The sequence below is a fragment of the Phytohabitans flavus genome (assembly GCF_011764545.1).
In the GTDB taxonomy this organism is placed as follows: Bacteria; Actinomycetota; Actinomycetes; order Mycobacteriales; family Micromonosporaceae; genus Phytohabitans; species Phytohabitans flavus.
The window spans coordinates 6607602-6634102 of the sequence record NZ_AP022870.1 but is presented as its reverse complement, the minus strand read 5'-3'; the positions used below and the strand labels follow the sequence as shown (position 1 = coordinate 6634102).

Below are 26501 nucleotides of genomic sequence, written 5' to 3'. Positions count from 1 at the left end.
CCTAGCACTATAGAGCTATAGCTCATACGGCCGTCAAGGCGTGAGGAGGCGAAGTGGCCTCTGCGGCTACTCCGGCGGGTCTAGGTTGGTGAAATGTCGGATAACCACGCCTTCTCGCGCGGGTTCTTCCGCGACCGGGACCTGGACTACCAGACCCGCGTGATCCTGGGACGCGCCCCCTACGGCGGCAGTGAGGTCGGCGAGGTGCTCGCCACGATCGACCGGGTCGGAGGTCGGGTCGACTGGCGGCGCGAGTGGACGTCGACCGCTCGGCGTGCCCGGGTGTCGGCCGACAGCCAGCGATCGCGTGGCGAGCTTCGCGGCGCGGGACGGGCCTACCTGCGCGCGGCCACCTACTGGGCCTGCGTGGTCGACGACTACGCCGAGGGCGACGACGACGGGCTGCTCGACGCGTTCCTCGCGCATCGGGCGTGCTGGGACGGGTTCGTCGACTCGTTCGAGGGCGCGCACGTACGCATCCACGTGCCGTACGAGGACATGACCCTCCCCGGCTACCTGCTGCGGCCCGACGCCACCGGCGCGCCACGGCCAACGCTCGTGCTCACCAACGGCAGCGACGCCGCGATCAGCGCCCTCTGGAGCAGCGGCGCGGCGGGGGCGCTCGCCCGCGGGTGGAACGCGTTCATGTACGACGGGCCGGGGCAGCAGTCGATGCTGTTCCAGCGCGGCGTGCCCTTCCGGTCGGACTGGGAGGCCGTGCTCACGCCGGTGGTCGACACGCTCGTGGCCCGGCCCGACGTCGATGGCGAGCGCCTCATGGCGTACGGGCTCAGCCAGGCCGGCTACTGGGTGCCGCGGGCGCTGGCGTACGAGCACCGGTTCGTCGCGGCGGTCGCCGACCCGGGCGTCGTGGACGTGTCGACCCGCTGGATGCAGGCGCTGGGCCACAGCATGCGCGGGCTGCTTGAGGGTGGCGAGCGGAAGGCGTTCAACCGGGACATGCGGGTGGCCACACTGCTGCCGGGCCTGCGCCGCACGCTGACCTACCGCAGCCGCCCGTACGGGTCGCGCAACGACTGGTTCGATCTGTTCAGCGCAGTACGCAGCTACTCACTGGACGAGGAGACGATCGCCCGGATCGAGACGCCGGTGATGGTGACAAACCCGGAGGGCGAGCAGTTCTGGCCTGGGCAGCCGGAGCAGTTGGCGAAGCTGCTCGGCGAACGCGCCGAGCTCGTCGACTTCACCGCCGCCGAGGGGGCAAACCTGCACTGCCAGCCGCTCGGTCGCCAACTGACCGACGAGCGCATGTTCAGCTGGCTCAACGCCCAGTTGGAATCCCGCTGAGGCGGATCGTCCTGCTGACGGCTCGCCTGGCTCAATATCGCTGTCCACCACTTGATGGGTCCGGTCCGCCACATAGGCGTCAACTTAAGGTTGACGCACGCATGTCGTCAACCTAGGGTTGACGGCATGACGACAGCCATCAAGCTCGACGACCTCATCGCCGCGATCAAGACGGTGCACAGCGAGCCGCTGGAGCAGCTCACCGACGCGATGCTCGCCGCCGAGCACCTGGGCGAGGTCGCCGACCACCTCATCGGCCACTTCGTCGACCAGGCCCGCCGGTCCGGTGCCTCCTGGACCGACATCGGCAAGAGCATGGGGGTGACCAAGCAGGCGGCCCAGAAGCGGTTCGTCGGCAAGGGCGATCAGCTCACGATGGACCCTGAGGAGGGCTTCCGCCGGTTTACCCCGCGCGCCCGCCAGGCTGTCATGGCCGCGCAGGAGGCCGCCCGCGCCGCGGCAAACGCCAACATCGGGCCGATCCACGTCGTGCTCGGCCTGCTCACCGAGCCCGACGGGCTGGCCGCCAAGGCGATCATCGAGCAGGGCGTGCCGCTGGATCGGGTCCGGGAGGCGGCGACCGCGGCCCTGCCCGCGGGCGGCGACCCGGTCGAAGGCCTGATCCCGTACGACGGCGAGGCCAAGAAGGTCATGGAGCTGACCTTCCGCGAGGCGCTGCGGCTCGGGCATAACTACGTCGGTACTGAGCACATGCTGCTCGCGTTGCTGGAGCAGGAAAACGGCACCGGCCTGCTGGCCAGCCTCGACATCAGCAAGGAGGCCACGGAGGAGCAGATCGCCACCTTCCTCAGCCGGTCCGGCGACGGGCAGGGCTAAATTGGCCCGGTGAGCGACGCCAGCGAGGAGATCTTTGACAGCCCAGTGGGGTGGGTCAACCGGCACATCCGGTCGTACGTCGACTCGGGCGGTCGCAAGGGACACCGGCACTACGGCTGGCCCACCCTCCTGTTGACGACGCGGGGCCGGCGGTCGGGCAAGCTCCGCCGGAGCGCGTTGATCTACGACCGGGATGGCGACAGCTACGTGGTGGTCGGCTCCAACGGCGGCAAGCCGGAGCAGCCCGCCTGGTACCTCAACCTCAGCGCGGACCCGCGGGTCACCGTGCAGGTCGGTACCGAGATCTTCGCCGCCCAGGCCCGGGACGCAACGGCCGAGGAGCGGGCCGGGATGTGGGAGCGCATGCTCGTCGTCAACCCGGGGTACGCGGACTACGAGAAGCGGGCCGGCAAGGCCGGGCGCCAGATCCCGGTCGTCGTGCTGGAACGCGCCTGACCAGCGCCGGGCCGCTGTCAGTTCAAACCGGCCGGGCGGCGGGTATGGATGAACGATGACCGATACGGACAACACGCCCATCGGTGACCCTAACGAGACCGAGGACGAAGACTTCGCCGACGAGCACGACTCCGTCACCTTCGCGGAGGAGGAGGACGGAGGCCCGGAGGGCGTGCCGGAGCCGGAGTCGCCCAAGGGGTACTCCGGCATGGACTGAGATTCCGGTAAATTTACGGAAACCGTATCGGGGAGGTTTCCGTGAGCATCGACAAGCTGGCCGCCGCGCATTCGGCCTGGCTGCCGCCGCGGGCATTGCAGGCGATCAAGGCGCGCCGGGTTGCTGTGCACGGAGCGGGGCGCCTCGTGGAGACAGTGCGCGAGGAGGTCGGCACCACTGTCACAGAAGATGCCGAGTTGATCCTGAGGCTGAGCAGCGAGAGGCTGGGCGACGAGGGCTTCGCCCTGTACCGGCGGGACGGCGTGACGGTCGTGCTCGCGGACGCGCCGGCGGGGCTGCTCTACGGCTTCTTCCACGTCGTGCGGCTGGGCGAGGCCGCGTTCGCCGGCGAGTGGCCGGTGGAGCGGCACGTCCCCGCGATGCGGCGGCGGATGCTCGACCACTGGGACAACATCGACGTACACCCGGTGATGGGGCAGGTGGAGCGCGGGTACTCGGGCGGCTCGATCTTCTGGCGGGACGGCGTGCCGCGCGACCTCGACCGGGTGCGGGTTTACGCCCGCCTGCTTGCGGCCACCGGGATCAACGCCGTCGCGATCAACAACGTCAACGTGCACGCCACCGAGGCGCGGCTGCTCACCGACCGGCTCGGCGAGGTCGTCGCGGTCGCCGAGGTGTTCCGGCCGTACGGGATCCGCGTGCACCTCTCGGTCAGCTTCGCCGCGCCGGTGATGCTCGGCGGGCTGCCCACCGCAGACCCGCTCGACGAGGGCGTGCGCGGGTGGTGGGCGCAGACCACCCAGCGCGTGTACGCGGCGATCCCCGACTTCGGCGGCTACGTCGTCAAGGCCGACTCCGAGGGGCAGCCCGGCCCGTTCGGGTACGGGCGCAGCCACGCGGACGGTGCGAACGTGCTCGCCGACGCGCTGGCGCCCTTCGGCGGCGTGGTGCACTGGCGCGCGTTCGTCTACAACCACCGACAGGACTGGCGGGACCGCTCGACCGACCGGGCGCGTGCGGCGTACGACCACTTCGCCCCGCTGGACGGCAAGTTTCGGGACAACGCGATCCTCCAGGTCAAGCACGGACCGATCGATTTCCAGACACGCGAGCCGGTCTCCCCGGTCATCGCCGCGATGCCGGCCACCAGCGTCGCGGTCGAGCTTCAGGTGACGCAGGAGTACACCGGACAGCAGCGGCACGCGGTCTATCTCGGTCCGATGTGGAGCGAGATACTCGGCTTCCGGCTGACAAGCGAGGCGGATGTGGCCGGGCTCGCCAGGGAACTCGTCGCGGTCTCCAACGTCGGCGACGACCCCTTCTGGACCGGACACCCGCTCGCCCAGGCCAACCTCTACGCCTTCGGCCGCCTCGCCTGGGATCCCACACTCGACCCACTGTCCATCCTGGACGAGTGGGTGGACCTGGCGCTCGGCCCGGACGTGGACCGGGCGGCGCTGCACGCGATCCTGGACGACTCGTGGCGCACGTACGAGTCGTACACCGCGCCGCTGGGCGTGGGCTTCATGGTGCGTCCGGGCCACCACTATGGCCCGGACGTGGACGGGTACGAGTACACGCCGTGGGGCACCTACCACTTCGCCGACCGGGAGGGCGTGGGCGTCGACCGTACGCGCGCCACCGGCACCGGCTTCACCGGCCAGTACCCGCAGCCGTGGTCGGACGTGTACGAGTCGCTGGAGCGCTGCCCCGACGAGCTGCTGCTCTTCTTCCACCACGTGCCGTACGAGCACGTGCTGCACAGCGGCTCGACGGTGATCCAGCACATCTACGACACACACTTCGCCGGTGCCGAGCGGGCGGTCGAGATGCGGCGGCTGTGGGAGCGGCTCGCCGGGCAGGTCGACCCCGAGCTTGACGCGCGGGTACGCGAGCGCCTCGACGAGCAGGTCCGGTCGGCGGCGGAGTGGCGCGACCAGATCAACACCTACTTCCACCGCAAGTCCGGAGAACCAGACGCCAAGGGCCGCCAAATCTACTGACGGAGCACCATCACCCCGCGCGCGTCCAGCCGGATGATCTGTCCGATGCGGACGCGTTGGTCGGTGAGCAGGTCGACGCCGCCCGCCCGAGCCACCAGCTCGACCGGTTCGGCGTTGTGGTTGAGCAGGAAGAGCAGATGGGTACCGTCGCGGGTGACCCGGACCGCGGTCTCCACGTCGGGCACGTCCGGGTACGGGCCGCTCAGGTTGTGCCAGTCGAGCACCTGCCGGATCACCCAGGAGACCCCGGCCTGGTCCAGCCCGGCGCCCACGTACCACCCGTAGCCGGCGCCGAAGACGTTGCGGGTCACCGCCGCGGTGCCGGCGTAGAAGTCCTCCCGGTAGCTGCCGACGACGTCCGCGCCCTGCGGGATCACCAGCTCGAAGAGGAGCCGCGCGTCGACCACCGGGCCGTTGTCGAAGTGCACCGGGTTGACCAACTTCGGGCCGCGTGCGTCCCACTCGTCGACCCGGATCCCCATCAGCGGGCCCAGCGGGCCGGGCACATCCATCAGGAACGCGTTGTCGTCCTCGTCCACCCGCCCGGACAGGAACGTGGTCACCACCGACCCGCCGCGGCACGCCACCTGCTCCAGCCGCTCCGCGAGGTCGCCCTTGACCATGTGCAGCGCCGGGGCGATCACCACGTCGTACCGGGACAGGTCGGCGGTCACCGGCACCACGTCGACGTCGGTACCGGAGTCCCACAGCGCCCGGTGGTACGCGAGCAGCACCTGCTGGTACCGGACGAGGCGGGACGGGCCGTCCGAGATCTCCAGCGCCCACCAGCTGTCCCAGTCGAAGAGCAGCGCGACCCGGGCGGGCGTACGCGCGCCGAGCGTGATGCCGCCCAGCCGCTCCAGCTCGGCGCCGAGGTCGGCGACCTCCCGGAAGACCCGGGTGTCCGAGCGGCCAGCGTGGCCGATGACCGCGCCGTGGTACTTCTCGCAGGCGCCCCGGGAGGCGCGCATCTGGAAGAACAGCACCGCGTCCGCCCCGTGCGCCACCGCCTGCCAGCTCCACAGCCGCATCAGCCCGGGCCGCTTGAGCGGGTTGACGTCGCGGGACGCGGTGAAGCTCGGCGTCTGCTCCATCAGCCAGAACGGCTGGCCGTCCTTGAGCCCGCGCATCAGGTCGTGGGTGAGCGCCATGCGTGCCTGCGAGGTGTCGTCCGGCGGGTAGTTGTCCCACGAGGCGAAGTCGAGGTGCGGCGCCCAGCGGTGGTAGTCGATCGGCCGGTACATGCCCATGAAGTTTGTGGTGACCGGGGTGTCCGGGTCGGACTCGCGGATCGCCCGCTTCTCGTCCTGGAAGTTGGTGAGCATGGCGTCGGACATGAACCGCAGGTAGTCGAGGGTGATGCCTTGGAACGCGGTGTGGTCCGGCCCGCGCCAGTGCTCGGTCAGCGCCGAGGGTGGCTCGATCTCGTCCCAGTCGGTGAAGGTGTGCGACCAGAACGTCGTGTTCCACGCCGCGTTCAGCCGGTCCAAAGTGGAGTAGCGGTCGCGCAGCCAGCCGCGGAAGGCGGCCGCGCAGAGGTCGCAGTAGCAGGCGCCGCCGTACTCGTTGCCGACGTGCCAGGCGATGACCGCCGGGTTTCCGGCGAACCGCTGTGCGATGCGGCGCGCCATCTCGGCGGAGAGGCGGCGGAAGACCGGGGAGCTGGGGCAGGCGTTGTGCCGCTGGCCGTACCGGTGGCGCCGCCCCTCGAAGTCGGTGCGGTTGACCTCCGGGTGCGCCTTCGCCAGCCAGGGCGGCAGCGCGCCGGTGCCGGTGGCGAGGCAGACCTGGCGCCCCTCGGCGGCCGCCCGCTCGACGATCCGGTCCAGTGTCGTGAAGTCGTAAACGTCCGGGGCGGGCTGGGTCTGCGCCCAGGTGAAGACGCCGAGCGTGACGGTGTCGATTCGGGCGGCGTCGAAGAGCAGATGGTCCTGCTTCCACACGTCCTCGGGCCACTGCTCGGGGTTGTAGTCCCCGCCGTACGGCACCTTGGATGTCGGCGGAAGGGCGCTCATGCCGTGAACTCCTTCTCGATCGCGGTGGTCATCCGGCGGGAGGTGAGCAGCAGGACGAGTGCGAACACCGAGCCCAGCAGGATCAGTACCGCCTCGGAGGTGACCGCGGTCAGCAGGCCCGCCAGCACCACGAGGCAGGCGTTGCCCAGCGTCACGCCCGGCGCGCGGCTGAGGAAGAGCAGCGCCAGACGGGCGATGTCGACGGTCCGGAAGGAGAAGAGCGAGGTGATCACCAGGGCGTTGCCCAGCCACAGGGCCACCGCGATCGCGATCGCGACGAGCAGCGCCGCCCACCATCCGGGTACGTCCGCGGCGCCGAAGTTGGCGAGGTTGAGCCCGATGATGGCCAGCCACGCCAGGCCGGGCAGCCAGATCTTCAGGCTGCCCAGGAAGTTGAGCCGGTACCCGCGCCAGAACGCCGCCGCCGGATGGAGGTCGGTGAGGTCGCTGCTGCGGTGCCGCAGGGCGTAGAGGGCGGCGGAGAGCGCCGGGCCGATCGGGAGCGCGCACGCGGCGGCGAGCGGGATGTTGCTGCTGTCGGCACTGAGCAGTACGAGCGGCACGAGGCCGGGCAGCGACGTGAGCAGGACCAGGAGCTCGACGACAAGCAGCGTGTAGACCAGGGCCGCGCCCTGGGACAGGGGTCCGTTGCCGAAGTGGCGCTCACGCGCGGCTGCCGTACTCATCGTCCGTCCTCCTCGCGGTGCGGCCCGGCCGCGCTCGTCGATGAGCGCGGCCGGACCCTCCCCATCAGCCGTGTTCCTTCTTGTACCGGTCGTACGCTTTCTGCTGGAGTTCCATGTACTTGTCCATGTTCTTGGTCTTCAGCTCGTTCACGTACGCGTCCCACTCGCCGAGCGGCCGCTGCCCGAGGATGAACCGCAGGGTCTGCTGGTCGACGTAGTCGCGCAGCGTGGTCTCCCAGAGCGTCGCCTGCTCGCGCTCCTCGTCGTTGAACGGCGCCGGCGGGGGCACCACCCACGGTGCCGGCTGGCGGGCACCGACGATCGCCTGGTACTCCTGCTCCTCCGGCGAGAAGAACGACTGCACGAGCTCGGGCTTACCGCCGTACGCGAAGATGCCGTTGTAGAAGCCGAAGTCCTTCTGCAGGTGCTTCGGCGCGTTGGGGCGCAGGCCGATCACGTTGACGTCCGGGGCGAGTTCCAGCTTGCCGGAGGCTCCCTTGACGAACGTGGTGCCCTCGACGCCCCACCGGGCGAACTCCTGGCCGGCGTCCGAGTAGAACAGCCAGTCGATGAACTGCATCATGGCCACGAAGTTCTTGTTGTCCTTGGCCTTCGACGAAATCATGACGCCGTTTTCCATGCGCGACTGGGGGTTCACCTCGCCGGCCGGCCCGATCGGCAGCGGGATCTTCTTGAGCTTCGCCGCCGGGTTCTTCGCCAGGTCCGGACGGTAGTCGTTGACGAGTCCCTGCGCGTTGCCGGTGATCACGAACGACTTACTGGTGGCGAGCTTCGACCGCGCCTGGTCGTCGGTCTGGGTGAAGCTCTCCGGGTCGAGCAGCTTCTCCGACACGAGCTTGTTGAGGAACTCGACCCACGCCTTCCACTGCGGGCTCGCCGCCGTGTAGACGTACTTGCCGGCGGCGGCGTCCCAGATGGCGTGCTGGAAGCCCCAGCCGCCCGGCGCGCCGAAGGACGCCCCGAGGATGTTCCACAGGTTGCCGGTCGGCTTGGGCTGGCTGTACCGGTCGGTGAACGGGTAGATGGCCGGGTACTTCGCCTTCATCGCCTTGAGCATCGTGTAGACCTCGTCCCAGGTCTTCGGCTCCTGAAGGCCGAGCTCCTGGAGGATGTCGGTGCGGACGACGAGGGAGTACTCCTGCCACGGCTTCTCGTGCAGGCCCGGAAGCAGGTAGTACTTGCCGTCCGCCTGCCGGAGCGTGTTGATCTCCGGCCCAAGGTTCCACTTCGCGACCTTGTCCTTGTAGTTGGGCATCAGGTCGATGTAGTCGCTTACCGGGAGGATCGCGCCGGAGGAGACGAACGCGTCCTCCTGGTTGGGGTACGTCTTCGGGATGATGAGTGGGGCATCGCCCGCGCTGATGAGCACGCTGCGCTTCTGCTCATAGTCGCTCAGCGGTACCGCGGACGGCTCCAGCTTCACGTTCGTCCGCTTGGTCAGCTCCTGCCAGAAGAGCCAGTCGTTCTTGAGCGGGTAGTTCGGGTGGTTGTTGTAGAGCATCGAGAACGAGACCTGCTCGGTCGCCTTGAACTGGTCGCCGACCTTGTAGTCCTCCATGGCGCCGGCGCGGTTGGCGGAGACCTCCTCGCTGGGATCACTGTCGTCACCGCAGGCCGCTAGCCCCAGCGTGAGAGCGAGCGCGCCGGCCGCGACGGCCGCAGCGCGACGCCGGGATTGTACGAACATCACACCGTCCTTTCTAGGAAATCAATACTTCGGTGGCAGGACGGCTAACCCTTCACGGCGCCGAGCATGATGCCGGAGACGAAGTACCGCTGGATGAAGGGATAGACCGTCAGGATCGGCAGGGTGGTGAGCACGATGGTCACGGCCTTGATGGTGGCGCCGACCTGCGCTTCGTCCGTCTCCGCGATCGCACCGGCGAATTCGGCACCGGTCGATCCCGCGATGAGGTTTCTCAGGTAGACGGTGACCGGGAAGAGCTCCTGTTTGTCCATGTAGAGGAACGCGGCGAACCAGGAGTTCCAGAAGGAGACCGCATAGAAAAGCACCATCGTCGCGACGATCGCTTTGGACAGCGGCAGCACGATCCGGAGCAGAATCCCGTACGTGCTGAGGCCGTCGACGGCCCCCGCCTCCTCCAACTCGACCGGCAGGCTCTCGAAGAACGCCTTCATGACGAGAAGGTTGAAGACGCTGATGGCGTTCGGCAGGGCGATGGCCCAGACGGAGTTCTTCAGGCCGAGGCTGGTGACCAGGACGTAGTTGGGAATCAGGCCGCCGTTGAAGAACATCGTGAAGACCGCGACGGCGACCAGGAACGTCCGGCCCTTGAGGTGTTTCTTGGACAGGACGTATGCGTAGGTGGTGGTGAGGATGAGGGCGACGCAGGTGGCGACAAACGTGTAGTAGACGGTGTTGCGGTAGTTCCTCCAGAACATGGGGTCGGACATCACGTGCTCGTACGAGGTGAGGTTGAACCCCTTCGGGAGGAGATTCACCTCACCGGAGATGATGCTGGCCTGGTCGCTCAGCGAGCGGGCCACGATGTTCAGGAACGGGTAGAGCGTCACGACCACGACGCCGGTCAGGATGATCGCGTTGACCACCTGAAAGGCGCGGTAGCCGCGAGTGGGCCGGATCCCTCGCTTTCGCCGGGTCGGCCGCTTGAGCGCGCCGAGGGTCACCACAGGCTCGTCCCCACTGTGCGACGGGAAATGAAGTTCGCCGACAGCACGAGCGTCAGCCCGATCAACGCCTCGAAGAGGCCGATCGCCGCCGCGTAGCTGAGGTTGCCGGAGACGATGCCGACGCGGAACACGTACGTGGAGATCACGTCCGCGGTCGAATACGTGAGCGGGTTGTAGATCAGCAGGATCTTTTCGAAGCCGACCGCCATGAACGTGCCGATGTTGAGGATCAGCAGCGTCATCATCGTCGGCCGGATACCGGGCAGCGTCACGTGCCAGGTCTGCCGCCAGCGGCCCGCACCGTCGATCCGGGCCGCCTCGTACAGGTCGTTGTCGATGGTGGTGAGTGCGGCGAGGTAGAGGATCGTGCCCCAACCCACGGTCTGCCACGCTTCGGAGGAGACATAGATCGTGCGGAACCACTCCGGCTTCTGAAGGAACGCTGTGGGTTCGCCGCCGAGCGCGTTCACGATCTGGTTGACCACGCCGTCGATGGAAAGCATCTGCATGAGCATTCCGGCGATGATCACAATGGACAGAAAGTGCGGCAGGTAGGAAACCGACTGGACGAAGCGCTTGAGGTAGCGGGTCCGTACCTCGTTGAGCAGCAGCGCCAGCACGATCGGCAGCGGGAAGCAGACGAGGAGGGTCAGACCGCCCAGGATCAGCGTGTTCGTGAACACATCCCAGAAGGTCGGATCGCTGAGGAACATCCGTACGTAGCGGAGGCCGACCCAGCGCTCGCCGAAGATGCTGCCGCCCGGGCGAAACCGCCGGAACGCGATGACGTTTCCGAGCATCGGCAGGTACCGGAAAATCACGAAGAACAGCAGCGGGAGGATCGCCAGCGAGTAGAGCTGCCAGTCTCGGCGGATGGCCCGCCGCCAGCTCTGCCGGCCCTTGCGGACCTTGCGAGTCACGGGAGGCGGCGGAGGCGGTTCAGCCAAGGTTGTCGGAGGCGGATCGAGGATCTTCGGAGTACTCATGCAGCGCCCTCCCCGCCGTGTCCCTCCCGAACGGCTTGCCGCGGTACCGGCGCGGTGCGATCGACCCGCGCCAGGGCCTGGAAGCGGCGCTCATGGCCGACCTCGCGCTCGCTTCCGACAAGGCGCAGCGGCACCGCGGCCACCATCTCGCCGGCCGACCGGGCGAAGCGGAGCTCCACGTCACCGGGCTCGACCACGCGCCGGCCGTGCACGCCGGTGAAGGCGGCGACGTCGGCGGGGACGGTGAACGACACGCGCGCTGCCTCGCCCGGCCCAAGCGGCACCCGGGTGTACCCGACGAGGCGGACGACCGGCCGGGTGACCTGGGCGACCGGGTCGTGCAGGTAGAGCTGGACAACCTCGGTGCCGGCGCGCGAGCCGGTGTTGCGGACCGTCAGCCGTACGCTCGCCTCGCCGTCGACCGGCCACTCGGCATCGCCGGCGGCGTCGCACCACTCGAACGTCGTGTAGCTGAGGCCGTGCCCGAACGGGAACGCCGGCGTCGGGTCCACAGAGGACACCTGGGTACGTCGGCCCAGCGGCGGCGCCAGGTACGTGGTCGGCAGCCCACCCGCGTCCTGAGGGATGCTGACCGGCAGCCGCCCGGACGGGTTGACCCTGCCGGCGAGCACCTCGGCGAGCGCCGCCGCGCCCCGCTGCCCGGGGAAGAACGCCTGCACGATGCCGGCGGCGCCGTCGAACTCGGCGCCGAGCGCGTACGGCCGGCCGGAGAGCAGCACCAGGACCACGGGCGTGCCGGTGGCCAGCACCGCGTGTACCAGCTCGGTCTGGACGCCCGGAAGGCGCAGGTCGGCGGCGTCGCAACCCTCGCCCGACGTGCCCCGCCCGAATAGCCCGGCGCGGTCACCGACGGCGACCACGCAGACGTCGCTTTCCGCCGCGACCGCCGCGGCGCCGTCGATGCCGGTGCGGTCGTCGCCGGTGATCGCGCAGCCCGGCACGTACGCGAGCCCGGGTAGCAGGCTTTCTAGGGCCGCCCGCAGCGTCGGAATCTCCACGCCGACCTCGTGGTCCGGGTGCCGCACGCCGACGTGGGTCGGAAACGCGTAGCAGCCGAGCATGGCGAGCGGGTCGTCGGCGACCGGGCCGACGAGCGCGACCCGCGCGCCGGGCGCGAGTGGGAGCACACCGCCGGTGTTGCGGAGCAGGACGATCGACTGGCGGGCCAGGCGCAGCGCGATGTCGCGGCTCGCCTCGTCGTCGAAGCGCAGCTCCGCCACACCGTCGGGCAGTGGCTGCCAGTCCTCGTCGAGCAGGCCGAGCTCGGCCTTCTGCGCCAGTACGCGGCGCACGGCCCGGTCGATCAGTCCCTCGTCCACCGCGCCGGACCGCACCGCCTCGACGAGTGCGGGTCCGAACGCGTCCACCGTGGGCAGCTCGACGTCGATCCCGGCGCGCAGGGCGAGCGCGGCGGCGTGCACCGGGTCGGCGGCGACGGCTTGCAGGGTCAGCAGGAACTTCACCGCGAAGTAGTCCGAGACGACCGTGCCGGTGAAGCCCCACTCCTCGCGGAGCAGGCCGGTCAGCAGGGCCACGTCGGCCGCGGCCGGGACGCCGTCGACCTCGGCGTACGAGTTCATCACCGAGCGGGCACCGCCGAGCCGCAGCGCCATCTCGAACGGGGGCAACACCACGTCGGCCAGCTCTCGCCGCCCCATCGAGACCGGCCCGTGGTTGCGGCCGCCGCGGGACGCCGAGTAGCCGGCGAAGTGCTTGAGCGTGGCGACGATGCCGGCGCCTTCCAGCCCACGCACGTACGCGGAGCCGACGGTGCCGACCAGGTACGGATCCTCGCCGATGGTCTCCTCGGTACGGCCCCAGCGGTAGTCGCGGGTCACGTCCAGCACCGGTGCCAGCCCCTGGTGCACGCCGGCAGCACGCATCGACCGGCCGATCTGCCCGGCCATCTCCTCGACAAGGTCCGGGTCGAAGGCGGCACCCCAGCAGAGCGGCGTCGGGTACGCGGTCGCGCGCCAGGTGGCGAAGCCGGTCAGGCACTCCTCGTGCACCTGCGCGGGGATGCCGAAGCGGCTCGCGGCCGCGATCTCCGCCTGGGAGACCGCCAGCGAGCGGGCGCCCAGGACCGGGTCGACCGGTGCGGTGCCGAACGGGCGGGTGAGCTGCCCGAGCCCGTGCTGGATCAGATCGCTCCACGGCGCGCCGTCCACCATGTCGGCCTGGTGCGGAGCCACCCCGCCGCCGTCGGCATCGGCGCCCACCCAGACGCCCACGAGTTGGGCGAGCTTCTCCTCCAGCGTCATGAACGGCAGGAGCGCCTCGGCCCGCTCGGCCGGTGGCAGCTTCGGGTCGCGCCACCGGGCTGCCGCGGGCGCGAACTCCGTCTCGACCGGTACCTGGCCTGCCATGCCACCCCTTCGATGTCTGGGGGCGCGAATCGCCGCGTCGGAGGAGTTGATTGCTCGAAAATTTCCGCAACAACTCCGTTACATATGGCGGCAACTTAGGCGTCGGTAGCGATCGATGTCAAGAGGGTCGATTGCAATGGTCAACTTGGTGTATGGTCCTGTGGGTCATGCCTGGGCGTGGCTGTCCCGGCCTTGGCGAGGCTGGCCAAGGTCGGGCCGTCCGTGGCGGAGTCTGCCGAAACTTTCCGAGTAGGCTGCGTGAGTTTTCGATGACCGTTCCCCGTCCGGTCGCCAAGCCCGGATCCGCGACGATCGCCACCATCGCCGGTGAGGTCGGCGTCTCCGTCACGACCGTGTCCAAGGTCCTCAACGGGCGCGCGGACGTCGCGCCCGAGACCCGCGCGCGCGTCGAGGCCAGCCTGGAGCGTCACCGGTACCGCCGCCGCGCCAACCGCCAGCAGGCCACCTCGCAGCAGGTCGACCTGGTCTTCCACGAGTTCGACACGGCTTGGGCGATGGAGATCATCAAGGGCGTGGAGACGGTGACCGCCGGCGCCAAGGTCGACATCGTGCTCTCCCAGCTCGACGGCGCACACAGCCCGTCGGCGCAGTGGCTGGACACGGTGCTCGCCCGGCGGCCGCTCGGTGTGGTCCTCGTGCTCTGCCACCTGACCAAGGCCCAGCAGCGCCAGCTCCTGCGGCAGCGGATCCCGTTCGTCGTCGTCGACACCGACAGCGCCACGTCCGCGTCGGTGCCCACCGTCGGTTCCAACAACTGGAACGGCGGCCTGCTCGCCGCCCGCCACCTGCTGGAGCTGGGGCACCGCCGGATCGCCGTGATCTCCGGTCCGGAGGACGTGCTGTGCAGCCGGGCCCGCGTCGCCGGCTTCCGGTCGGCGCACGACGAGGCCGGCGTGGCGGTCGACCCCGACCTGGTGCGATACGGCAACTTCGCCGCGCACAGCGGCAACGACCACGGCCTGGAGCTGCTCCAGCGCCCCGACCGTCCGACGGCCATCTTCGCCGGCTCGGACATCCAGGCGATGGGCGTGATGCGGGCGGCCCGCCATCTCGGCCTCGACGTGCCGCGCGACCTGTCCGTGGTCGGCTACGACAACCTGCCGGTGGCCACCTGGGTCGGCCCGGCGCTCACCACGGTCAACCAGCCGTTGCGCGACATGGCCGGTACCGCCACCCGGATGCTGCTCGACCTGGCCCGCGGCGAGGAGCTGGCCACCAGCCGGATCGACCTCGTCACCGAGCTGATCGTCCGGGAGAGCACCGCACCCTTGGGGCGGGCCGCCTGATGCCGCTCTTCGACCTTCCCCTGAGCCAGCTGGAGCGGTACGCGCCGGACGTGCCCGAGCCGGCCGACTTCGACGCCTTCTGGCGCTCCACTGTGGAGTCGGCGGCTGCCAAGCCGATCCTCGTCGACTGCCGGCCGTACCGGAACGAGCTGTCGCTTGTGGACACCTGGGACGTCACGTTCGCCGGGTACGGCGGTGATCCCATCCGAGCGTGGTACACGCGACCGGCCGGTGTGGACGATCCAATCCCAGCGGTGGTGGAGTACCTGGGGTACGGGCGCGGCCGCGGGCTGCCCCACGAGCGGCTCACCTGGCCGGCAGCCGGGTACGCCCACCTGCTCATGGACTCCCGGGGGCAGGGTGGGCAGTACGGCACCGGTGGCGACACCCCCGACCCGTACGGCACCGCGCTGGGCGGGCCCGGGCCGGTCACCCGCGGCATCCTCGACCCGCACGACTACTACTACCGCCGGCTCATCACCGACGCCGTACGCGCTGTGGAGGCGGTCCGCGCGCTACCCGGTGTCGACTCGGCGCGGGTCGCCGTCGCCGGCAACAGCCAGGGCGGCGGGCTGGCGCTCGCGGTCGCCGGGCTCGTGCGCGACCTCGCCGCGCTGCTCAGCACGGCGCCGTTCATGTGCCATGTCCAGCGCGCGATCGACATCACCGACGCCGCGCCGTACGGCGAGATCGTCACGTTCCTGGCGGTGCACCGGGAGGCCGAGGAGGCGGCCCGGCGCACGCTGTCCTACATGGACGGTGTGGCCTTCGCCCGTCGCGCCAACGCGCCCGCGCATTTCGGCACCGGGCTGCGCGACACGGTGTGCCCGCCGAGCACGGTGTACGCGGCGTACAACCAGTACGGCGCCGACGACCGGGTGCTCTACGCGTACCCGTTCAACCACCACGAGGGCGGCGAGGCTGTGCACGTGCGCCGCCAGCTGCGATGGCTGCGATATCACCTGGAGTGACGCTCAGCCGAGGCGGCTCTCGTACTCCTCCAGAATTGCCTTAACCGACGAGACGCGATCCTCGGGCAATGCCGCGGTCACGATGAAATCCCGTAGCGGTGCGCTCGCGGACTGAGCCGCCGTGCCCCAGTAGTTTTCCTCCAGGCGAGCGAAGCCCTGGCTCAGCGCCTCGACCGCGTCACCCGGCTTTCCGTTTACCGCCAGGATTTCCGCCAGGTCAAACCAGCGCCACGGGTCGTTGTCACCCTCCGTCCTAGCGGTATACCGAGCCAGGTCTTCGAGGGTCCGGTAGGTCTCCAGGGCTTTGTGCCGGTGATCGGCGTCCTGGCCAGCGAGGAGGAGATCGAGCTTGGCCACGTTCAGCAGTGGGTACGTGTCCCTCGCGTTGATTTTCGCGGACTCTTGGTAGGCATCGCGGGCCAGCCGCAGCATCGCCGTGTCGAGTGGCTTTGCCGGGTCGTCTGATCTGCTCTTGCGGCGGTAGACGCCGCCGAGGTTTGAGTGTGCCTCGGCGGAGGTCGGGTCAACGGACAGCGCCTGCTTCAACGACTCGATCGCCTCGTCCAGGTCGCCGTGCTGGCTCTGGGTGACGCCCAGCTCCTGCCAGATGTGCGCGTCTTCCGGATTGAGCCGTGTCGCCCGCTGGAGGTGCGTCAGCGCTCCCGCGGAGTCGCCTTGCATGCGCAGGGAGACGCCGAGCTGGAAATGCGCCCGATAGTTTCCCGGATTGCTGTCGAGCGCCATATTCAGCAGTCGTATGCGCTCTTCGTGGTCGGCCTTCAGGGCGGCGGCGACAAGCTCCTCACCGCGCTCCTCGCGGAGTCTCGCCACCTCCGACCGCAAGCCTGCCAACTCCGTCTGGCTGACACTCACGACAGCCGCGTTCTGCCGGACCGGGCTGTCGATGTGCTTACCCCGCAGCCCTTCCACGATCGCCGCGACGATTTGCTGCCGGGCCAGCTCTATCTCGGAGGGCCCGCGACCGTACCGGATAACGCGGTTGGCGGAGACGTTGAACTTGATGTCGTGCGCCAGGTCCTGGCAGGTGAGCACCGTTACGTTGTCACGCAGTGCCCACCTGGCGCCCAGCTCCAGGTAGACATTGGCATTCGCTCCGGAAAGGTCGGCTATGTAGACCGGCGCCAGGAGGGCCTCGTTGAACATCGACTGATGGATCATCCCCTGGCTGGTCTTGTCCTTTTCGATTCGCAGGTCGACCGCGATGCCGAGCTGCTCGCCCAGCTCACCCGCCACCGGGATGTACAGGTGGTGCTTGATCTCCTCGATGTCAGTCCACGTGGCTTGGGCGCCCATCGTGCTTCCGGGCATCGCGATGAAGAGGACGAGGGAGAATCCACCGCCATAGTGTCTACCACCTGGGTCCTTTCGCGTAGCCAGGTCCTGCGCGAATAGCCGCTCACAGGCGCTGGGCGCCGGCCGGCCACACCACAACCACCGGCACGCCGAGGTCTCGGGCCACCGCGACGACATCCGCCGTGTCGCCAAGCTGGCGGGAGGGCTCGCCATCCCAGACGGCGAAGAGCACGTCGCTGCGGCGAAGCAGCTCTTCGCTCGCCGCGCGGAATGCCTGCCGATTGGAGTATCGAAAGGGCATTGTCGCGACTTGTATCGCTTTGGAGAGGAAGTGGTCGAAGTCGTCGCGATCGATGATGTTGTCCCGGTAGTCTGCGGCAGGCAGGACGACCTGAAGGGCGCCCTCGCTGTCGACCACCGCCCGCGCGAAGATCTGATCGGCGCCGTCGCACAGGCACGTGATGCCGTGCAGCTTGGAGCCCGCATAGGGACGGAGGGCGGCAACCACGGCGCCGTACACGAGCTCGGTGGTCTCGCCCACCAGCCGGGCGTGTCCGGTTATCCCAATGCGCGCCATTCACGAACCTTCCCTCATCCGGACGATCCGGAAGCCGTAGTCGGCGAGCATCCCGGGCAGCTCGCGGATGGCGTCCGAGTTGACCGTCCGCATGCTGTCCGGCAGGTCATCCCACCTGCGGATTCCCGGGTGGAGCATACGGTCGTCATCCAGCTCTTCGGCGAACCGCCAGCCTTCGCGCAGCCGAGCGCTCAGCCAACGTTCGTGCTCCATGATGGCGAGTCGAGTCACATCTTGGGAGGTGAATGTGTGTTCACCTCCGGCCGCCACGCGTGGCGCGAGGACGCACTCGATCGCGCGCAGCTTGCGCCCGATGTCGGCGGCCTGGGCGCGGTTTTCGACCTTGTACCGGTCGGGCAGCCGCTGCCAGGGCGCGATGGACGGGGTCTCGTCCGGCCCCTCGCCGCGCCGCTGCCGGGCGACCAGGTAGGTCTCGTGGACCACGCGGGCGAGGCGTTCACCGAGGTCGTCGCGGATCAGGCCGGGATCGCACGCCGCGTCGACGACCCCGAAGAGGCGCAGCGTGCCGGACACCTCGTCGAACAGTCGCTCGTCCCGGGCCCCGTCGAAGGCGGCTTGGAGGGTGGCGAGCTGGTCCTGCCGGACGATCACCGTGCCGGGCCCACCCCGCCACAGGCGGTCGGCGATCAGCGCGGTCTTCAGCGCCACCTGCTCGTCGTCGTCGCAGATGAAAACCCGGTCGGGCACCTCCGGGGCGTCCGGCCCGGCCAGCACGGTGAGCAGGTCTCCGTCGTACGGCCGCAGGTCGCAGACCTTGTTGAGAAACGGGTACCGGAAGCCCAGCTCGTCGATCACCTGGGTCGCCATGTCGTCGACGACGGCCACCTCGACCCGCCACATCACGGCCGGCGCGAGCACCCGCCACTGCCGGGCCAGCTCCACGATGATCGCGCGGCCGAACGCCGTGGCGCCGACGACGAGGAACCGTGGTGGCCGGTCGAGCGGGGGAACGATCGGCTCCTTGGCCAGCAGATGGCGCGCGGCCAGGTCGTCGACGTTGAAGAAGTCGAGCCGGATCGCCGGCGGCTCGGTGGTGCCCAGGTGCCGCGCCTGGAGCGCGAGGCAGAGCTCAGGGTCCTGCACCTGGGCGTAGACGGCCAGCGGGCGTTCGCCGCGCTGCCGGCGGCCGGCGGCGAGCGCGATGGCCGTGTTCGTCGCGCTGTCCTCCGCACAGGCATAGACGGCGTTGGCGTGCGCGACGCCGGCCGCCCGCAGTACATCCGGGTTGCGCGCGTCGCCCACCACGCAGAGAAGGGAGCGCCGGCCCCTGCCGATGGCCTGGCTGGGGCTGTCGGTGATGTGTACAACCGTGTGGCCGGCTGCCCTGAGCTGCCGGGACAAGGTCGTTGCCACCGGTCCAAGGCCGCAGATCACCACGTGGTTGCGCGCCCGCCGCGCGCGCAGCCGCTCGGCCTCCGAGGCGAAGACAAGCCGCAGCGCCTCGACAAGTGCGTAGAACGTGACGCCGGGCGCGGCGAAGCGGGCGATCTCCAGGGGTATCGGGTATGGGCCTCCGTCGTCGGTCATCGGTGACCCGAGGACGAAGAGCTGGAGCGCGTTGTAGAGGACGTCGGTGAACCGGGCCGATTCCCCCATGTACTGGTGAAGTCCTATGTATCCGAATAGGAGGGACAGCGCCGCCGCGGCGATGAAGAGTGCGCGCACGCCGGGACGGGGGTGTACCGCTTGTCGCCGGCCACGCCCACCTCCATATCCGGTGAGTAGCTATTGTATGACTCAAAGCGATCAATGGCCCGCATGACTTTGTTCAGCAGGGCTGTACGATGCGGTGCGTGACCACTGCACTCCCACCGGTCGGCGAGCGCATCCGCGAGGCGCGGCAGCGCCACGGCATGAGCCTGCGCGCCCTGGCGCGGGCGGTGGGCGTGTCGGCGAGCCTGATCTCCCAGATCGAGACGGGCAAGAGTCGACCCTCGGTCAGCACGCTGTACGCGATCACCAAGGCGCTGGAGATCTCCGTCGAGGACGTCTTCGACGGCGCCGAGGCGGAGTCGGCCCCGGCGGCGGATCGCGGGCCGGTCGGCGGGCCGCTCTCCGGCGCGGTGCTCCAGGCGGTGCACGGGCTCAGTCAGCCGGCCGGGCACCGCATCGGCCCGATCGTCCGGCCTGAAGCGCGCGAGGTGCTCCGGCTCGACTCCGGCGTGACCTGGGAGCGCCTCGGCCACCTGCCCGGCACGCGGATCGACTTCCTGCTGGTGACGTACGCGCCGGGCGGCACCTCGTCCAGCGGCGACCAGCTCATGCGTCACTCCGGCTTCGAGTACGGGTTTCTGCTCCAGGGCGAGCTGACCCTCACGCTGGGCTTCGAGGAGCACCTGCTGCGCCCCGGCTACGCGGTCTCGTTCGCGTCGAGTACCCCCACCGGTACCGCAACGACGGGGTCACGCCCGCGGTTGGCGTCTGGTACGTGCACGAAGAGCCCTGATCCACTGAACACCCACCCAACGAAAATGCTCCGCTGCGCTCCACATTTCCGCCGGGGCCCGGGCAGCCGTTAAGTGACGCTTGACACGAGCCCTTAACACGTCCTTCACTTGGGGTGTCGCCTCAGTGAGGAGGACGCGGTGGCTATCCGCACGTTCGGTACGAATGCCGTCGACTGGGAAGAGCGAGTCGACCTTGATCGGCTGCGCCGTGAGCGCCTTGACCGGCTCAAGGCGCAGCTGGACGCGTCGGAGTTCGGCGCGCTGCTCACCTTCGACTTCGCCAACATCCGCTATCTGACGTCAACGCACATCGGCACCTGGGCGATGGACAAGCTCATCCGGTTTGCCGTGCTCCCGCGCGGCGGCGAGCCGGTGATCTGGGACTTCGGCTCCGCCGCCCGGCACCATCAGCTCTACAACCCCTGGCTCGACGGCGAGGAGCGGGCGCGGGCCGGCATCTCCACGCTGCGGGGCGCGTTCCATCCGGACGCGGGTATCGCCGCCGACGTGGCCAGGAAGGTCGCCACCGTGCTGCGCGAGCACGGCGTCGCCGACGCGCCGATCGGCGTCGACCTCATCGAGATGCCGATCCTGGCGGCGTTGCAGGCCGAAGGGCTGACCGTCGTGGACGGCCAGCAGGTCTTCCTCGAAGCCCGCCGGATCAAGACCCGCGACGAGATCAGCCTGCTCGCGCAGGCGTGCTCGATGGTCGACGCGGCATACGAGGAGCTGTACGAGTTCCTCCGGCCGGGCGTGCGCGAGAACGAGTGCGTGGGCCTGGTCAGCAAGGTCCTCTACGACCTCGGCAGCGAGTACGTCGAGGGGGTCAACGCGATCTCCGGCGAGCGGTGCGCGCCCCACCCCACGTGTACAGCGACCGCCTGATCCGCCCCGGCGACCCGGCGTTCTTCGACATCCTGCACAGCCACATGGGCTACCGCACCTGCTACTACCGCTGCTTCGCGGTAGGCAGCGCGTCGCGGGGGATGCGCGACGCGTACACCCGGTGCCGGGAGTACATGGACCAGGCGATCGCGCTGGTCAAGCCGGGCACGACGACCGCCGACATCGTCTCGCTGTGGCCGCGCGCGGAGGAGTTCGGCTTCCCGGACGAGATGGCCGCGTTCGCTCTCCAGTACGGGCACGGCGTCGGGCTCGCGATCTGGGAGAAGCCGGTGTTCAGCCGGCTCGTCTCGCTGGACCATCCCGAGGTGCTCGAAGAGGGCATGGTCTTCGCGCTGGAGACGTACTGGCCGGCCGGCGACGGCTACTCCGCGGCCCGGATCGAGGAGGAGGTCGTGGTCACCGCCGACGGGTGCGAGGTGATCACGAAATTCCCCGCCGAGAAGCTGCTGATCGCCGGCCGCCGGTACTGGACAGTGGACGGCCCGCTGCCCTCGGTCCGGGAGGCTCAGTCCCACCTCAACACCCTGAACGGGAGTGGCGAATGACGCCGGAGGAGCTGCTCGACGCGTACGAGGAGATGGTGCTGATCCGGCGCACCGAGAAGGCCGCGCACGACCTCTTCATGTCCGGGCTGGTCAAGGGCACCACGCACCTGGCCGCCGGGCACGAGGCGGTGGCGGTCGGTGCGAGCAGCGCGATGCGCCCGGACGACTACGTCTTCGCCACGTACCGGGGTCACCACCACGCGCTTGCCCGCGGCGCGACGCCGGAGGAGTGCCTGGCCGAGCTGATGAGCCGGGCCACCGGGCTGTGCCAGGCCAAGGGCGGCTCGATGCACCTGACCAAGGCGACCAACGGCATGCTCGGCTCGTACGCCATCGTCGGCGCGCACCTGCCGATGGCGGCCGGGGCGGCGTGGTCGGCGAAGCTGCGCGGCAGCGGCCAGGTGGCGGTGGCGTTCTTCGGCGACGGGGCGACGAACATCGGCGCCTTCCACGAGGCGCTCAACCTCGCCGCGGTGTGGTCGCTGCCGGTGCTGTTCGTCTGCGAGAACAACCTCTACATGGAGTACACGCCGATCGAGGCGGTGACCGCGGTGCCCAACCCGGCCGCCGATCGGGCCGCCGGGTACAACATGCCGGCCGACATCATCGACGGCAACGACGTGGTGGTCGTGCACGAGACGGTCGCGCGGGCCGTCGAGCGGGCACGCAAGGGCGAGGGGCCCACGCTGATCGAGGCGCAGACCTACCGCCACTTCGGGCACAGCCGGGCCGACCCGGCGAAGTACCGCCCCGCCGACGAGGTGGAGCGGTGGATGAAGCATGACCCGCTCGACGTGGCCCGGGCGCGGCTGGAGGCGCTCGGCGTACCACCGGAGACGGTCGCGGACCGCGACCACCGGGCGGCGGCCACTGTGGACGCCGCGATCGCGGCGGCGAAGAACGCGCCAGAGCCGGTGCCGGCGCTGGCCTTCACCGACGTCTGGGCGGACGGGGGAGCGGCATGGCGGACGTGACGAAGGAGAAGTTCACGTACCGGGACGCGGTCGCCGAGGGCATCGCCCGCGAGATGCGCCGCGACCCGAGCGTGGTCTGCCTCGGTGAGGACATCGGCGCGGCGGAGGGCGTGTTCAAGACGACGGTCGGGCTCTTCAAGGAGTTCGGGCCGGCGCGCGTCTGGGACACACCCATCTCCGAGCAGGCGATCGTCGGCGCCGCCATGGGCGCGGCGATGACCGGCATGCGGCCGATCGCCGAGATCATGTTCAGCGACTTCCTGGCCTGCTGCTGGGACTACCTCGCCAACGAGATCCCGAAGGCGCGGTACATGACCGGCGGCCAGGTGACGGTTCCGCTGGTGGTGCGCACGGCCAACGGCGGCGGGCTGGGCTTCGGCGCCCAGCACTCGCAGGCGGTGGAAAACTGGGCGTTCGCCATCCCCGGCCTCAAGATCGTGGCGCCGTCCACGCCGTCCGACGTGGTCGGCCTGATGGCGGCCGCCATCCGCAGCGACGACCCGGTCGTCTTCTTCGAACACAAGGCGCTGCTCGCGGGCTCCGGGACGCGCCCACCGGAAGGCCACCTGATCGAGCTCGGCCAGGCATCGGTGGTACGCGAGGGGACCGACGTCACGGTCGTGGCGCTGGCCTCCACTGTGTCGCTGTCGCTGAAGGCGGCCGACCAGCTGGCCGGCGAGGGCATCTCGGTCGAGGTGATCGACCTGCGGTGCCTCATCCCGCTCGACATGCGCACCGTCCTGAGTTCGATCGAGCGGACCTCCCGGCTCGTCGTCGTGGAGGAAAACCCGTACCAGGGCGGCTGGGGCGGCACCGTCGTCTCGGTCGTCGCCGACGAGGGCTTCGAACTGCTCGACGCCCCGATCAAGCGGGTCGCCGGCGCCAACGTGCCACTGCCGTTCGCCGACTCACTCGAAGCCGAGGTGATCCCGACCGTCGGCAAGGTCACCGAGGCAATCAGAAGGCTGTCTGCCTACTAGGGAGTCCCCTTATGCCGAACCGTATCCTGCTCCGCGGCGGCCATATCATCACGATGGACCCACTGCTCGGCGACCTGCCGCAGGGCGATGTACTGATCGAAGACGACAAGATCGCCGCGATCGAGCCGCGCATCGAGGCCGACGCCGAGGTGGTCGACGCCGCCGGCCGAATCGTCATCCCCGGCTTCGTCGACACCCACCGGCACACCTGGGAGACCGCGATCCGCGGCGTCGCGCCGAACGCGACGCTGGACGACTACTTCGTCGACATCCTGGACACGTTCGCGCCGGTCTACACGCCGGAGGACGTGTACGCGAGCAACCTGGCCGGCGCGCTGGAGTGCCTGAACGCGGGCATCACCACGCTCGTCGACTGGTCGCACATCAACAACACCCCGGACCACCCGGACGCCGGCATCCGCGGGCTCCAGGAGGCGGGGATCCGGGCGCAGTACGCGTACGGCAGCGCGAACACGTCGCTCGCCGACTACTGGTTCGAGAGCCGGATCGTGATCCCACAGGACGACGTGCGCCGCATCCGGGACACGTACTTCTCCTCCTCCGGCGGGCTGCTCACGATGGGTCTGGCCACCCGCGGCCCCGGCTTCTGCGTCGACGACGTCGTACGCGCCGAGTGGGAGATGGCCCGCGACCTCGGCATCCCGATCACCGTGCACGTGGCGATGGGACGGTTGGCCGGCCGTTTCGGCATGATCAAGCAGCTCGACGAGCTGGCCCTGCTCGGCCCCGACACCACGTACATCCACTGCTGTTACTTCAGCGAAGAGGAGTGGGGGCTCGTCGCCCGTACCGGCGGCACGATCTCGGTGGCCCCGCAGGTCGAGGTGCAGATGGGGCACGGCTGGCCGCCGGTGGCCAAGTCCATCGAGCACGGCCTGCGCCCCAGCCTCTCGGTCGACGTGGTGACCACGGTGCCGGGCGACATGTTCACCCAGATCCGCAGCGCGTTCGGTACCGACCGGGCCCGGCGCAACGCGATCTACTGGGAGAAGAACGAGCCGGCCGAGGGGCACCTCACCGCTCGGCAGATGCTGGAGATCGCCACGCTCAACGGCGCGCACGTGGCCGGGCTGGAGGACCGTACCGGCTCGCTGACCGTGGGCAAGCAGGCCGACATCGTGCTGATCGACGCGCGGGGCATCAACATGGTGCCGGTGCACGACGCGGTCACCGCGGTGACCCTGTGCGCCGATGTGTCCAATGTGGAGGCCGTGCTGGTGGCCGGCCAGTTCCGCAAGCGGGACGGCAAGCTGCTGGCCGACGTCGAGCGGGCCCGCGTGCTGGTGGACAACTCCCGCGACCGGCTGCTGGGCGCGGTGGCGGACAAGAAGGCGGTACCGGCGTGACATCTCGTCACGTCGTGCGCCGGGCGTCGGAGGCGGCCTTCACCGCCGTCTCCGGCGGCTTCGCCCGATGGTCCATCGTGGACGAGAGCGTGCTGGGCGCGGTGCACACCGGCTTCGCGGTCTGCGAGCTGGCGCCGGGTGCCTCGGTGCCCAGCCAGGTCAACTGGTACGAGGAGTCGGTGTTCCTGCTGAGCGGCTCGGCCGTGATGGACACACCGGGCGGGTCGTACCGGCTGGAGCCCGGCGACTACGGCCTCGTCAACACCGGCGTGCCGTACGCCTGGCGCAACCTCGGCGACGAGCCGGCCCGGTGGGCGCAGATGCAGGCGCCGCAGCCGCGCGGGCGGCTGGACGGCGACACGCTGCCGGTGGCACTGGCGGCCCCCGGACCGGTGCTGCCGGTGGACACCCGCGACCCGCGTACCCAGTCGTTCGGCCACATCTCGCCGCAGCACATGGACCCGGGCAAGCAGAGCCAGGACCTGCTCGCGGTCTCGGCCAGCATGCGTACCGCGCTGCTCGTCTACAGCGGCATCACGGTGAAGATGATGGTCGACAGCGACCTCGGCGCCGACCTGTCGACGATGTTCATGGTGCAGTACGAGCCGGACGGCGTGGCCGGCGCACACGACCACCCGTTCGAGGAGACGTACCTGATCCTCGAAGGCGCCACCGACGCGACCTTCGACGGCGAGACCTATCGCCTCGAAGTGGGTGACGTGGCCTTCGCCGGGGTCGGCTGCGTGCACGGCTTCGCGAACGCCGGCGACGGCCCCGTGCGGTGGCTGGAGACGCAGGCGCCACAGCCGCCGCCCCGCCACTCCTACCGCTTCGCCCGCGACTGGACGTACCTGCGGGACGCGCTCCACAAGGAGGAGAGTTCATGAGTGTTGTTGTTGTCGGTGGCTCGGCGGGCATCGGCCTGGAGGTCTCCCGGTTCTTCGCCGACCTCGGCGACGACGTCGTGCTGACCAGCCGTGACTCGGGCCGGGCCGAGCGGGTGGCCAAGGAGGTTGGCGCCCGTGGTGTGGCGCTCGACCTGGCCGAGCCGGCGACGATCGCCGACGCGCTCGCCGGGGTTGAGCGGGTCGACCACCTCGTGCTGGCCGCGATCGAGCGCGACCACAACACGGCCGCCGAGTACGTGATCGAGCGGGCGATCCGGCTCGTCACGCTCAAGCTGGTCGGCTACACCGAGGTGGTGCACGCACTGGTACCGAAGATGCATCCCGGAAGCTCGGTGGTGATCTTCGGCGGGCAGGCGATGCAGCGGCCGTACCCCGGATCCACCACGGTCTCCACCGTCAACGGCGGCGTGGTCGGCCTCGTACACACGCTCGCCTCCGAACTCGCCCCGATCAGGGTCAATGGCATTCACCCCGGCATCGTGGGCGACAGCCCGTACTGGGAGGGTAAGCCGTTGGACCACGTCGTGGCGCGTACGCCGCTCGGCCGGCTGGCGGCCATGGACGAGGTCCGCGACGCCGTGGTGTTCCTGCTCCGCAATGGGGCGATCAACGGCGTAAACCTGCCCGTAGACGGAGGCTGGCTTCTCAAGTGAGT

General features: G+C 69.5%; 24 protein-coding genes. 15 read left to right on the top strand and 9 right to left on the bottom strand.

Annotated elements, in window-relative coordinates:
• Nucleotides 1–93 precede the first annotated feature (93 nt).
• The 5 genes from Pflav_RS28975 to Pflav_RS28955 all read left to right on the top strand — a co-directional run bounded on the left by Pflav_RS28975 (nucleotide 94) and on the right by Pflav_RS28955 (nucleotide 4782).
• Nucleotides 94–1308: an alpha/beta hydrolase family protein gene (locus tag Pflav_RS28975; protein WP_173039733.1), complete on the top strand. Its 1215-nt coding sequence runs from the start codon at nucleotides 94–96 to the stop codon at nucleotides 1306–1308.
• 126 nt (nucleotides 1309–1434) lie between these two features.
• On the top strand, nucleotides 1435–2145 hold the full coding sequence (locus Pflav_RS28970; protein WP_173039732.1) for a Clp protease N-terminal domain-containing protein: 711 nt from the start codon (nucleotides 1435–1437) through the stop codon (nucleotides 2143–2145).
• Nucleotides 2146–2601 carry a nitroreductase family deazaflavin-dependent oxidoreductase gene (locus Pflav_RS28965; protein WP_173042698.1) on the top strand — a complete coding sequence of 152 codons (456 nt, stop codon included), beginning with the start codon at nucleotides 2146–2148 and terminating at the stop codon, nucleotides 2599–2601.
• A gap of 55 nt (nucleotides 2602–2656) precedes the next feature.
• Entirely contained in the window at nucleotides 2657–2818 is a 162-nt protein-coding gene (locus Pflav_RS28960; protein ID WP_173039731.1) for a hypothetical protein, read from the top strand.
• A 41-nt stretch (nucleotides 2819–2859) separates the two neighbouring features.
• Entirely contained in the window at nucleotides 2860–4782 is a 1923-nt protein-coding gene (locus tag Pflav_RS28955) for an alpha-glucuronidase (protein ID WP_232072057.1), read from the top strand.
• Here Pflav_RS28955 and Pflav_RS28950 read toward each other — a convergent pair.
• The 6 genes from Pflav_RS28950 to Pflav_RS28925 all read right to left on the bottom strand — a co-directional run bounded on the left by Pflav_RS28950 (nucleotide 4776) and on the right by Pflav_RS28925 (nucleotide 13529).
• Nucleotides 4776–6797, bottom strand: coding sequence for a beta-galactosidase (locus Pflav_RS28950; protein ID WP_173039729.1), 2022 nt, complete (start codon nucleotides 6795–6797; stop codon nucleotides 4776–4778). The two genes, Pflav_RS28955 and Pflav_RS28950, sit on opposite strands and share 7 nt — an antisense overlap.
• Nucleotides 6794–7483: a DUF624 domain-containing protein gene (locus Pflav_RS28945; RefSeq protein WP_173039727.1), complete on the bottom strand. Its 690-nt coding sequence runs from the start codon at nucleotides 7481–7483 to the stop codon at nucleotides 6794–6796. Before Pflav_RS28945 ends, Pflav_RS28950 begins: the two co-directional genes overlap by 4 nt.
• Nucleotides 7484–7547: 64 nt before the next feature.
• Nucleotides 7548–9191 carry an ABC transporter substrate-binding protein gene (locus Pflav_RS28940; RefSeq protein ID WP_173039725.1) on the bottom strand — a complete coding sequence of 548 codons (1644 nt, stop codon included), beginning with the start codon at nucleotides 9189–9191 and terminating at the stop codon, nucleotides 7548–7550.
• 44 nt (nucleotides 9192–9235) lie between these two features.
• Nucleotides 9236–10153 (bottom strand): carbohydrate ABC transporter permease, encoded by a 918-nt coding sequence (locus Pflav_RS28935; RefSeq protein ID WP_232072056.1) that lies wholly within the window; start codon nucleotides 10151–10153, stop codon nucleotides 9236–9238.
• The gene (locus Pflav_RS28930) at nucleotides 10150–11076 is read right to left on the bottom strand and encodes an ABC transporter permease (RefSeq protein ID WP_232072054.1); all 927 of its coding nucleotides are present in this window, start codon (nucleotides 11074–11076) and stop codon (nucleotides 10150–10152) included. Before Pflav_RS28930 ends, Pflav_RS28935 begins: the two co-directional genes overlap by 4 nt.
• Before the next feature lie 62 nt (nucleotides 11077–11138).
• Nucleotides 11139–13529 carry a beta-xylosidase/alpha-l-arabinosidase gene (locus Pflav_RS28925; protein WP_173039721.1) on the bottom strand — a complete coding sequence of 797 codons (2391 nt, stop codon included), beginning with the start codon at nucleotides 13527–13529 and terminating at the stop codon, nucleotides 11139–11141.
• Between the two features lie 269 nt (nucleotides 13530–13798).
• On the opposite strand from Pflav_RS28925, the gene Pflav_RS28920 reads away from it, so the two are divergent.
• Entirely contained in the window at nucleotides 13799–14836 is a 1038-nt protein-coding gene (locus Pflav_RS28920) for a LacI family DNA-binding transcriptional regulator (RefSeq protein ID WP_173039719.1), read from the top strand.
• Nucleotides 14836–15807, top strand: coding sequence for an acetylxylan esterase (locus tag Pflav_RS28915; RefSeq protein WP_173039717.1), 972 nt, complete (start codon nucleotides 14836–14838; stop codon nucleotides 15805–15807). The genes Pflav_RS28920 and Pflav_RS28915 overlap by 1 nt, the downstream gene beginning before the upstream one ends.
• 3 nt (nucleotides 15808–15810) lie before the next feature.
• Here the strand turns inward: Pflav_RS28915 and Pflav_RS28910 are convergent, their stop codons facing one another.
• The 3 genes from Pflav_RS28910 to Pflav_RS28900 all read right to left on the bottom strand — a co-directional run bounded on the left by Pflav_RS28910 (nucleotide 15811) and on the right by Pflav_RS28900 (nucleotide 19384).
• Complete coding sequence (locus Pflav_RS28910; protein ID WP_173039715.1) at nucleotides 15811–17136, bottom strand: tetratricopeptide repeat protein; 1326 nt, start codon at nucleotides 17134–17136, stop codon at nucleotides 15811–15813.
• Between the two features lie 88 nt (nucleotides 17137–17224).
• On the bottom strand, nucleotides 17225–17662 hold the full coding sequence (locus Pflav_RS28905) for a vWA domain-containing protein (RefSeq protein WP_197938783.1): 438 nt from the start codon (nucleotides 17660–17662) through the stop codon (nucleotides 17225–17227).
• Nucleotides 17663–17698: 36 nt separating this feature from the next.
• A complete protein-coding gene (locus tag Pflav_RS28900) occupies nucleotides 17699–19384 on the bottom strand; it encodes an NAD-binding protein (protein WP_173039713.1) in 1686 nt (561 codons plus the stop codon).
• Between the two features lie 128 nt (nucleotides 19385–19512).
• On the opposite strand from Pflav_RS28900, the gene Pflav_RS28895 reads away from it, so the two are divergent.
• The 8 genes from Pflav_RS28895 (at nucleotide 19513) to Pflav_RS28865 (ending at nucleotide 26499) form a co-directional block, all read left to right on the top strand.
• Nucleotides 19513–20238: a helix-turn-helix domain-containing protein gene (locus tag Pflav_RS28895; RefSeq protein WP_197938782.1), complete on the top strand. Its 726-nt coding sequence runs from the start codon at nucleotides 19513–19515 to the stop codon at nucleotides 20236–20238.
• Nucleotides 20239–20304: 66 nt separating this feature from the next.
• A complete protein-coding gene (locus Pflav_RS46400; protein WP_232072052.1) occupies nucleotides 20305–21051 on the top strand; it encodes a hypothetical protein in 747 nt (248 codons plus the stop codon).
• Nucleotides 21033–21617 carry a M24 family metallopeptidase gene (locus tag Pflav_RS46395; protein ID WP_232072050.1) on the top strand — a complete coding sequence of 195 codons (585 nt, stop codon included), beginning with the start codon at nucleotides 21033–21035 and terminating at the stop codon, nucleotides 21615–21617. The genes Pflav_RS46400 and Pflav_RS46395 overlap by 19 nt, the downstream gene beginning before the upstream one ends.
• Nucleotides 21614–22591 (top strand): thiamine pyrophosphate-dependent dehydrogenase E1 component subunit alpha, encoded by a 978-nt coding sequence (locus tag Pflav_RS28885; RefSeq protein WP_173039712.1) that lies wholly within the window; start codon nucleotides 21614–21616, stop codon nucleotides 22589–22591. The genes Pflav_RS46395 and Pflav_RS28885 overlap by 4 nt, the downstream gene beginning before the upstream one ends.
• On the top strand, nucleotides 22579–23571 hold the full coding sequence (locus tag Pflav_RS28880; protein WP_173039711.1) for an alpha-ketoacid dehydrogenase subunit beta: 993 nt from the start codon (nucleotides 22579–22581) through the stop codon (nucleotides 23569–23571). The genes Pflav_RS28885 and Pflav_RS28880 overlap by 13 nt, the downstream gene beginning before the upstream one ends.
• A gap of 11 nt (nucleotides 23572–23582) precedes the next feature.
• Nucleotides 23583–24938: an amidohydrolase family protein gene (locus Pflav_RS28875; RefSeq protein WP_173039710.1), complete on the top strand. Its 1356-nt coding sequence runs from the start codon at nucleotides 23583–23585 to the stop codon at nucleotides 24936–24938.
• Nucleotides 24935–25825 carry a cupin domain-containing protein gene (locus Pflav_RS28870; protein ID WP_173039709.1) on the top strand — a complete coding sequence of 297 codons (891 nt, stop codon included), beginning with the start codon at nucleotides 24935–24937 and terminating at the stop codon, nucleotides 25823–25825. Before Pflav_RS28875 ends, Pflav_RS28870 begins: the two co-directional genes overlap by 4 nt.
• Entirely contained in the window at nucleotides 25822–26499 is a 678-nt protein-coding gene (locus tag Pflav_RS28865) for an SDR family NAD(P)-dependent oxidoreductase (RefSeq protein ID WP_173039707.1), read from the top strand. The genes Pflav_RS28870 and Pflav_RS28865 overlap by 4 nt, the downstream gene beginning before the upstream one ends.
• Nucleotides 26500–26501: the final 2 nt, after the last annotated feature.

Bases quoted from the DNA above. Each gene is read 5' to 3' on its own strand.
- Pflav_RS28975 (WP_173039733.1), top strand. From the start codon at position 94: ATGTCGGATAACCACGCCTTCTCGCGCGGGTTCTTCCGCGACCGGGAC.
- Pflav_RS28970 (WP_173039732.1), top strand. From the start codon at position 1,435: ATGACGACAGCCATCAAGCTCGACGACCTCATCGCCGCGATCAAGACG.
- Pflav_RS28960 (WP_173039731.1), top strand. From the start codon at position 2,657: ATGACCGATACGGACAACACGCCCATCGGTGACCCTAACGAGACCGAG.
- Pflav_RS28950 (WP_173039729.1), bottom strand. From the start codon at position 6,797: ATGAGCGCCCTTCCGCCGACATCCAAGGTGCCGTACGGCGGGGACTAC.
- Pflav_RS28945 (WP_173039727.1), bottom strand. From the start codon at position 7,483: ATGAGTACGGCAGCCGCGCGTGAGCGCCACTTCGGCAACGGACCCCTG.
- Pflav_RS28940 (WP_173039725.1), bottom strand. From the start codon at position 9,191: ATGTTCGTACAATCCCGGCGTCGCGCTGCGGCCGTCGCGGCCGGCGCG.
- Pflav_RS28925 (WP_173039721.1), bottom strand. From the start codon at position 13,529: ATGGCAGGCCAGGTACCGGTCGAGACGGAGTTCGCGCCCGCGGCAGCC.
- Pflav_RS28920 (WP_173039719.1), top strand. From the start codon at position 13,799: ATGACCGTTCCCCGTCCGGTCGCCAAGCCCGGATCCGCGACGATCGCC.
- Pflav_RS28915 (WP_173039717.1), top strand. From the start codon at position 14,836: ATGCCGCTCTTCGACCTTCCCCTGAGCCAGCTGGAGCGGTACGCGCCG.
- Pflav_RS28910 (WP_173039715.1), bottom strand. From the start codon at position 17,136: ATGCCCGGAAGCACGATGGGCGCCCAAGCCACGTGGACTGACATCGAG.
- Pflav_RS28885 (WP_173039712.1), top strand. From the start codon at position 21,614: ATGACGCCGGAGGAGCTGCTCGACGCGTACGAGGAGATGGTGCTGATC.
- Pflav_RS28880 (WP_173039711.1), top strand. From the start codon at position 22,579: ATGGCGGACGTGACGAAGGAGAAGTTCACGTACCGGGACGCGGTCGCC.
- Pflav_RS28875 (WP_173039710.1), top strand. From the start codon at position 23,583: ATGCCGAACCGTATCCTGCTCCGCGGCGGCCATATCATCACGATGGAC.
- Pflav_RS28865 (WP_173039707.1), top strand. From the start codon at position 25,822: ATGAGTGTTGTTGTTGTCGGTGGCTCGGCGGGCATCGGCCTGGAGGTC.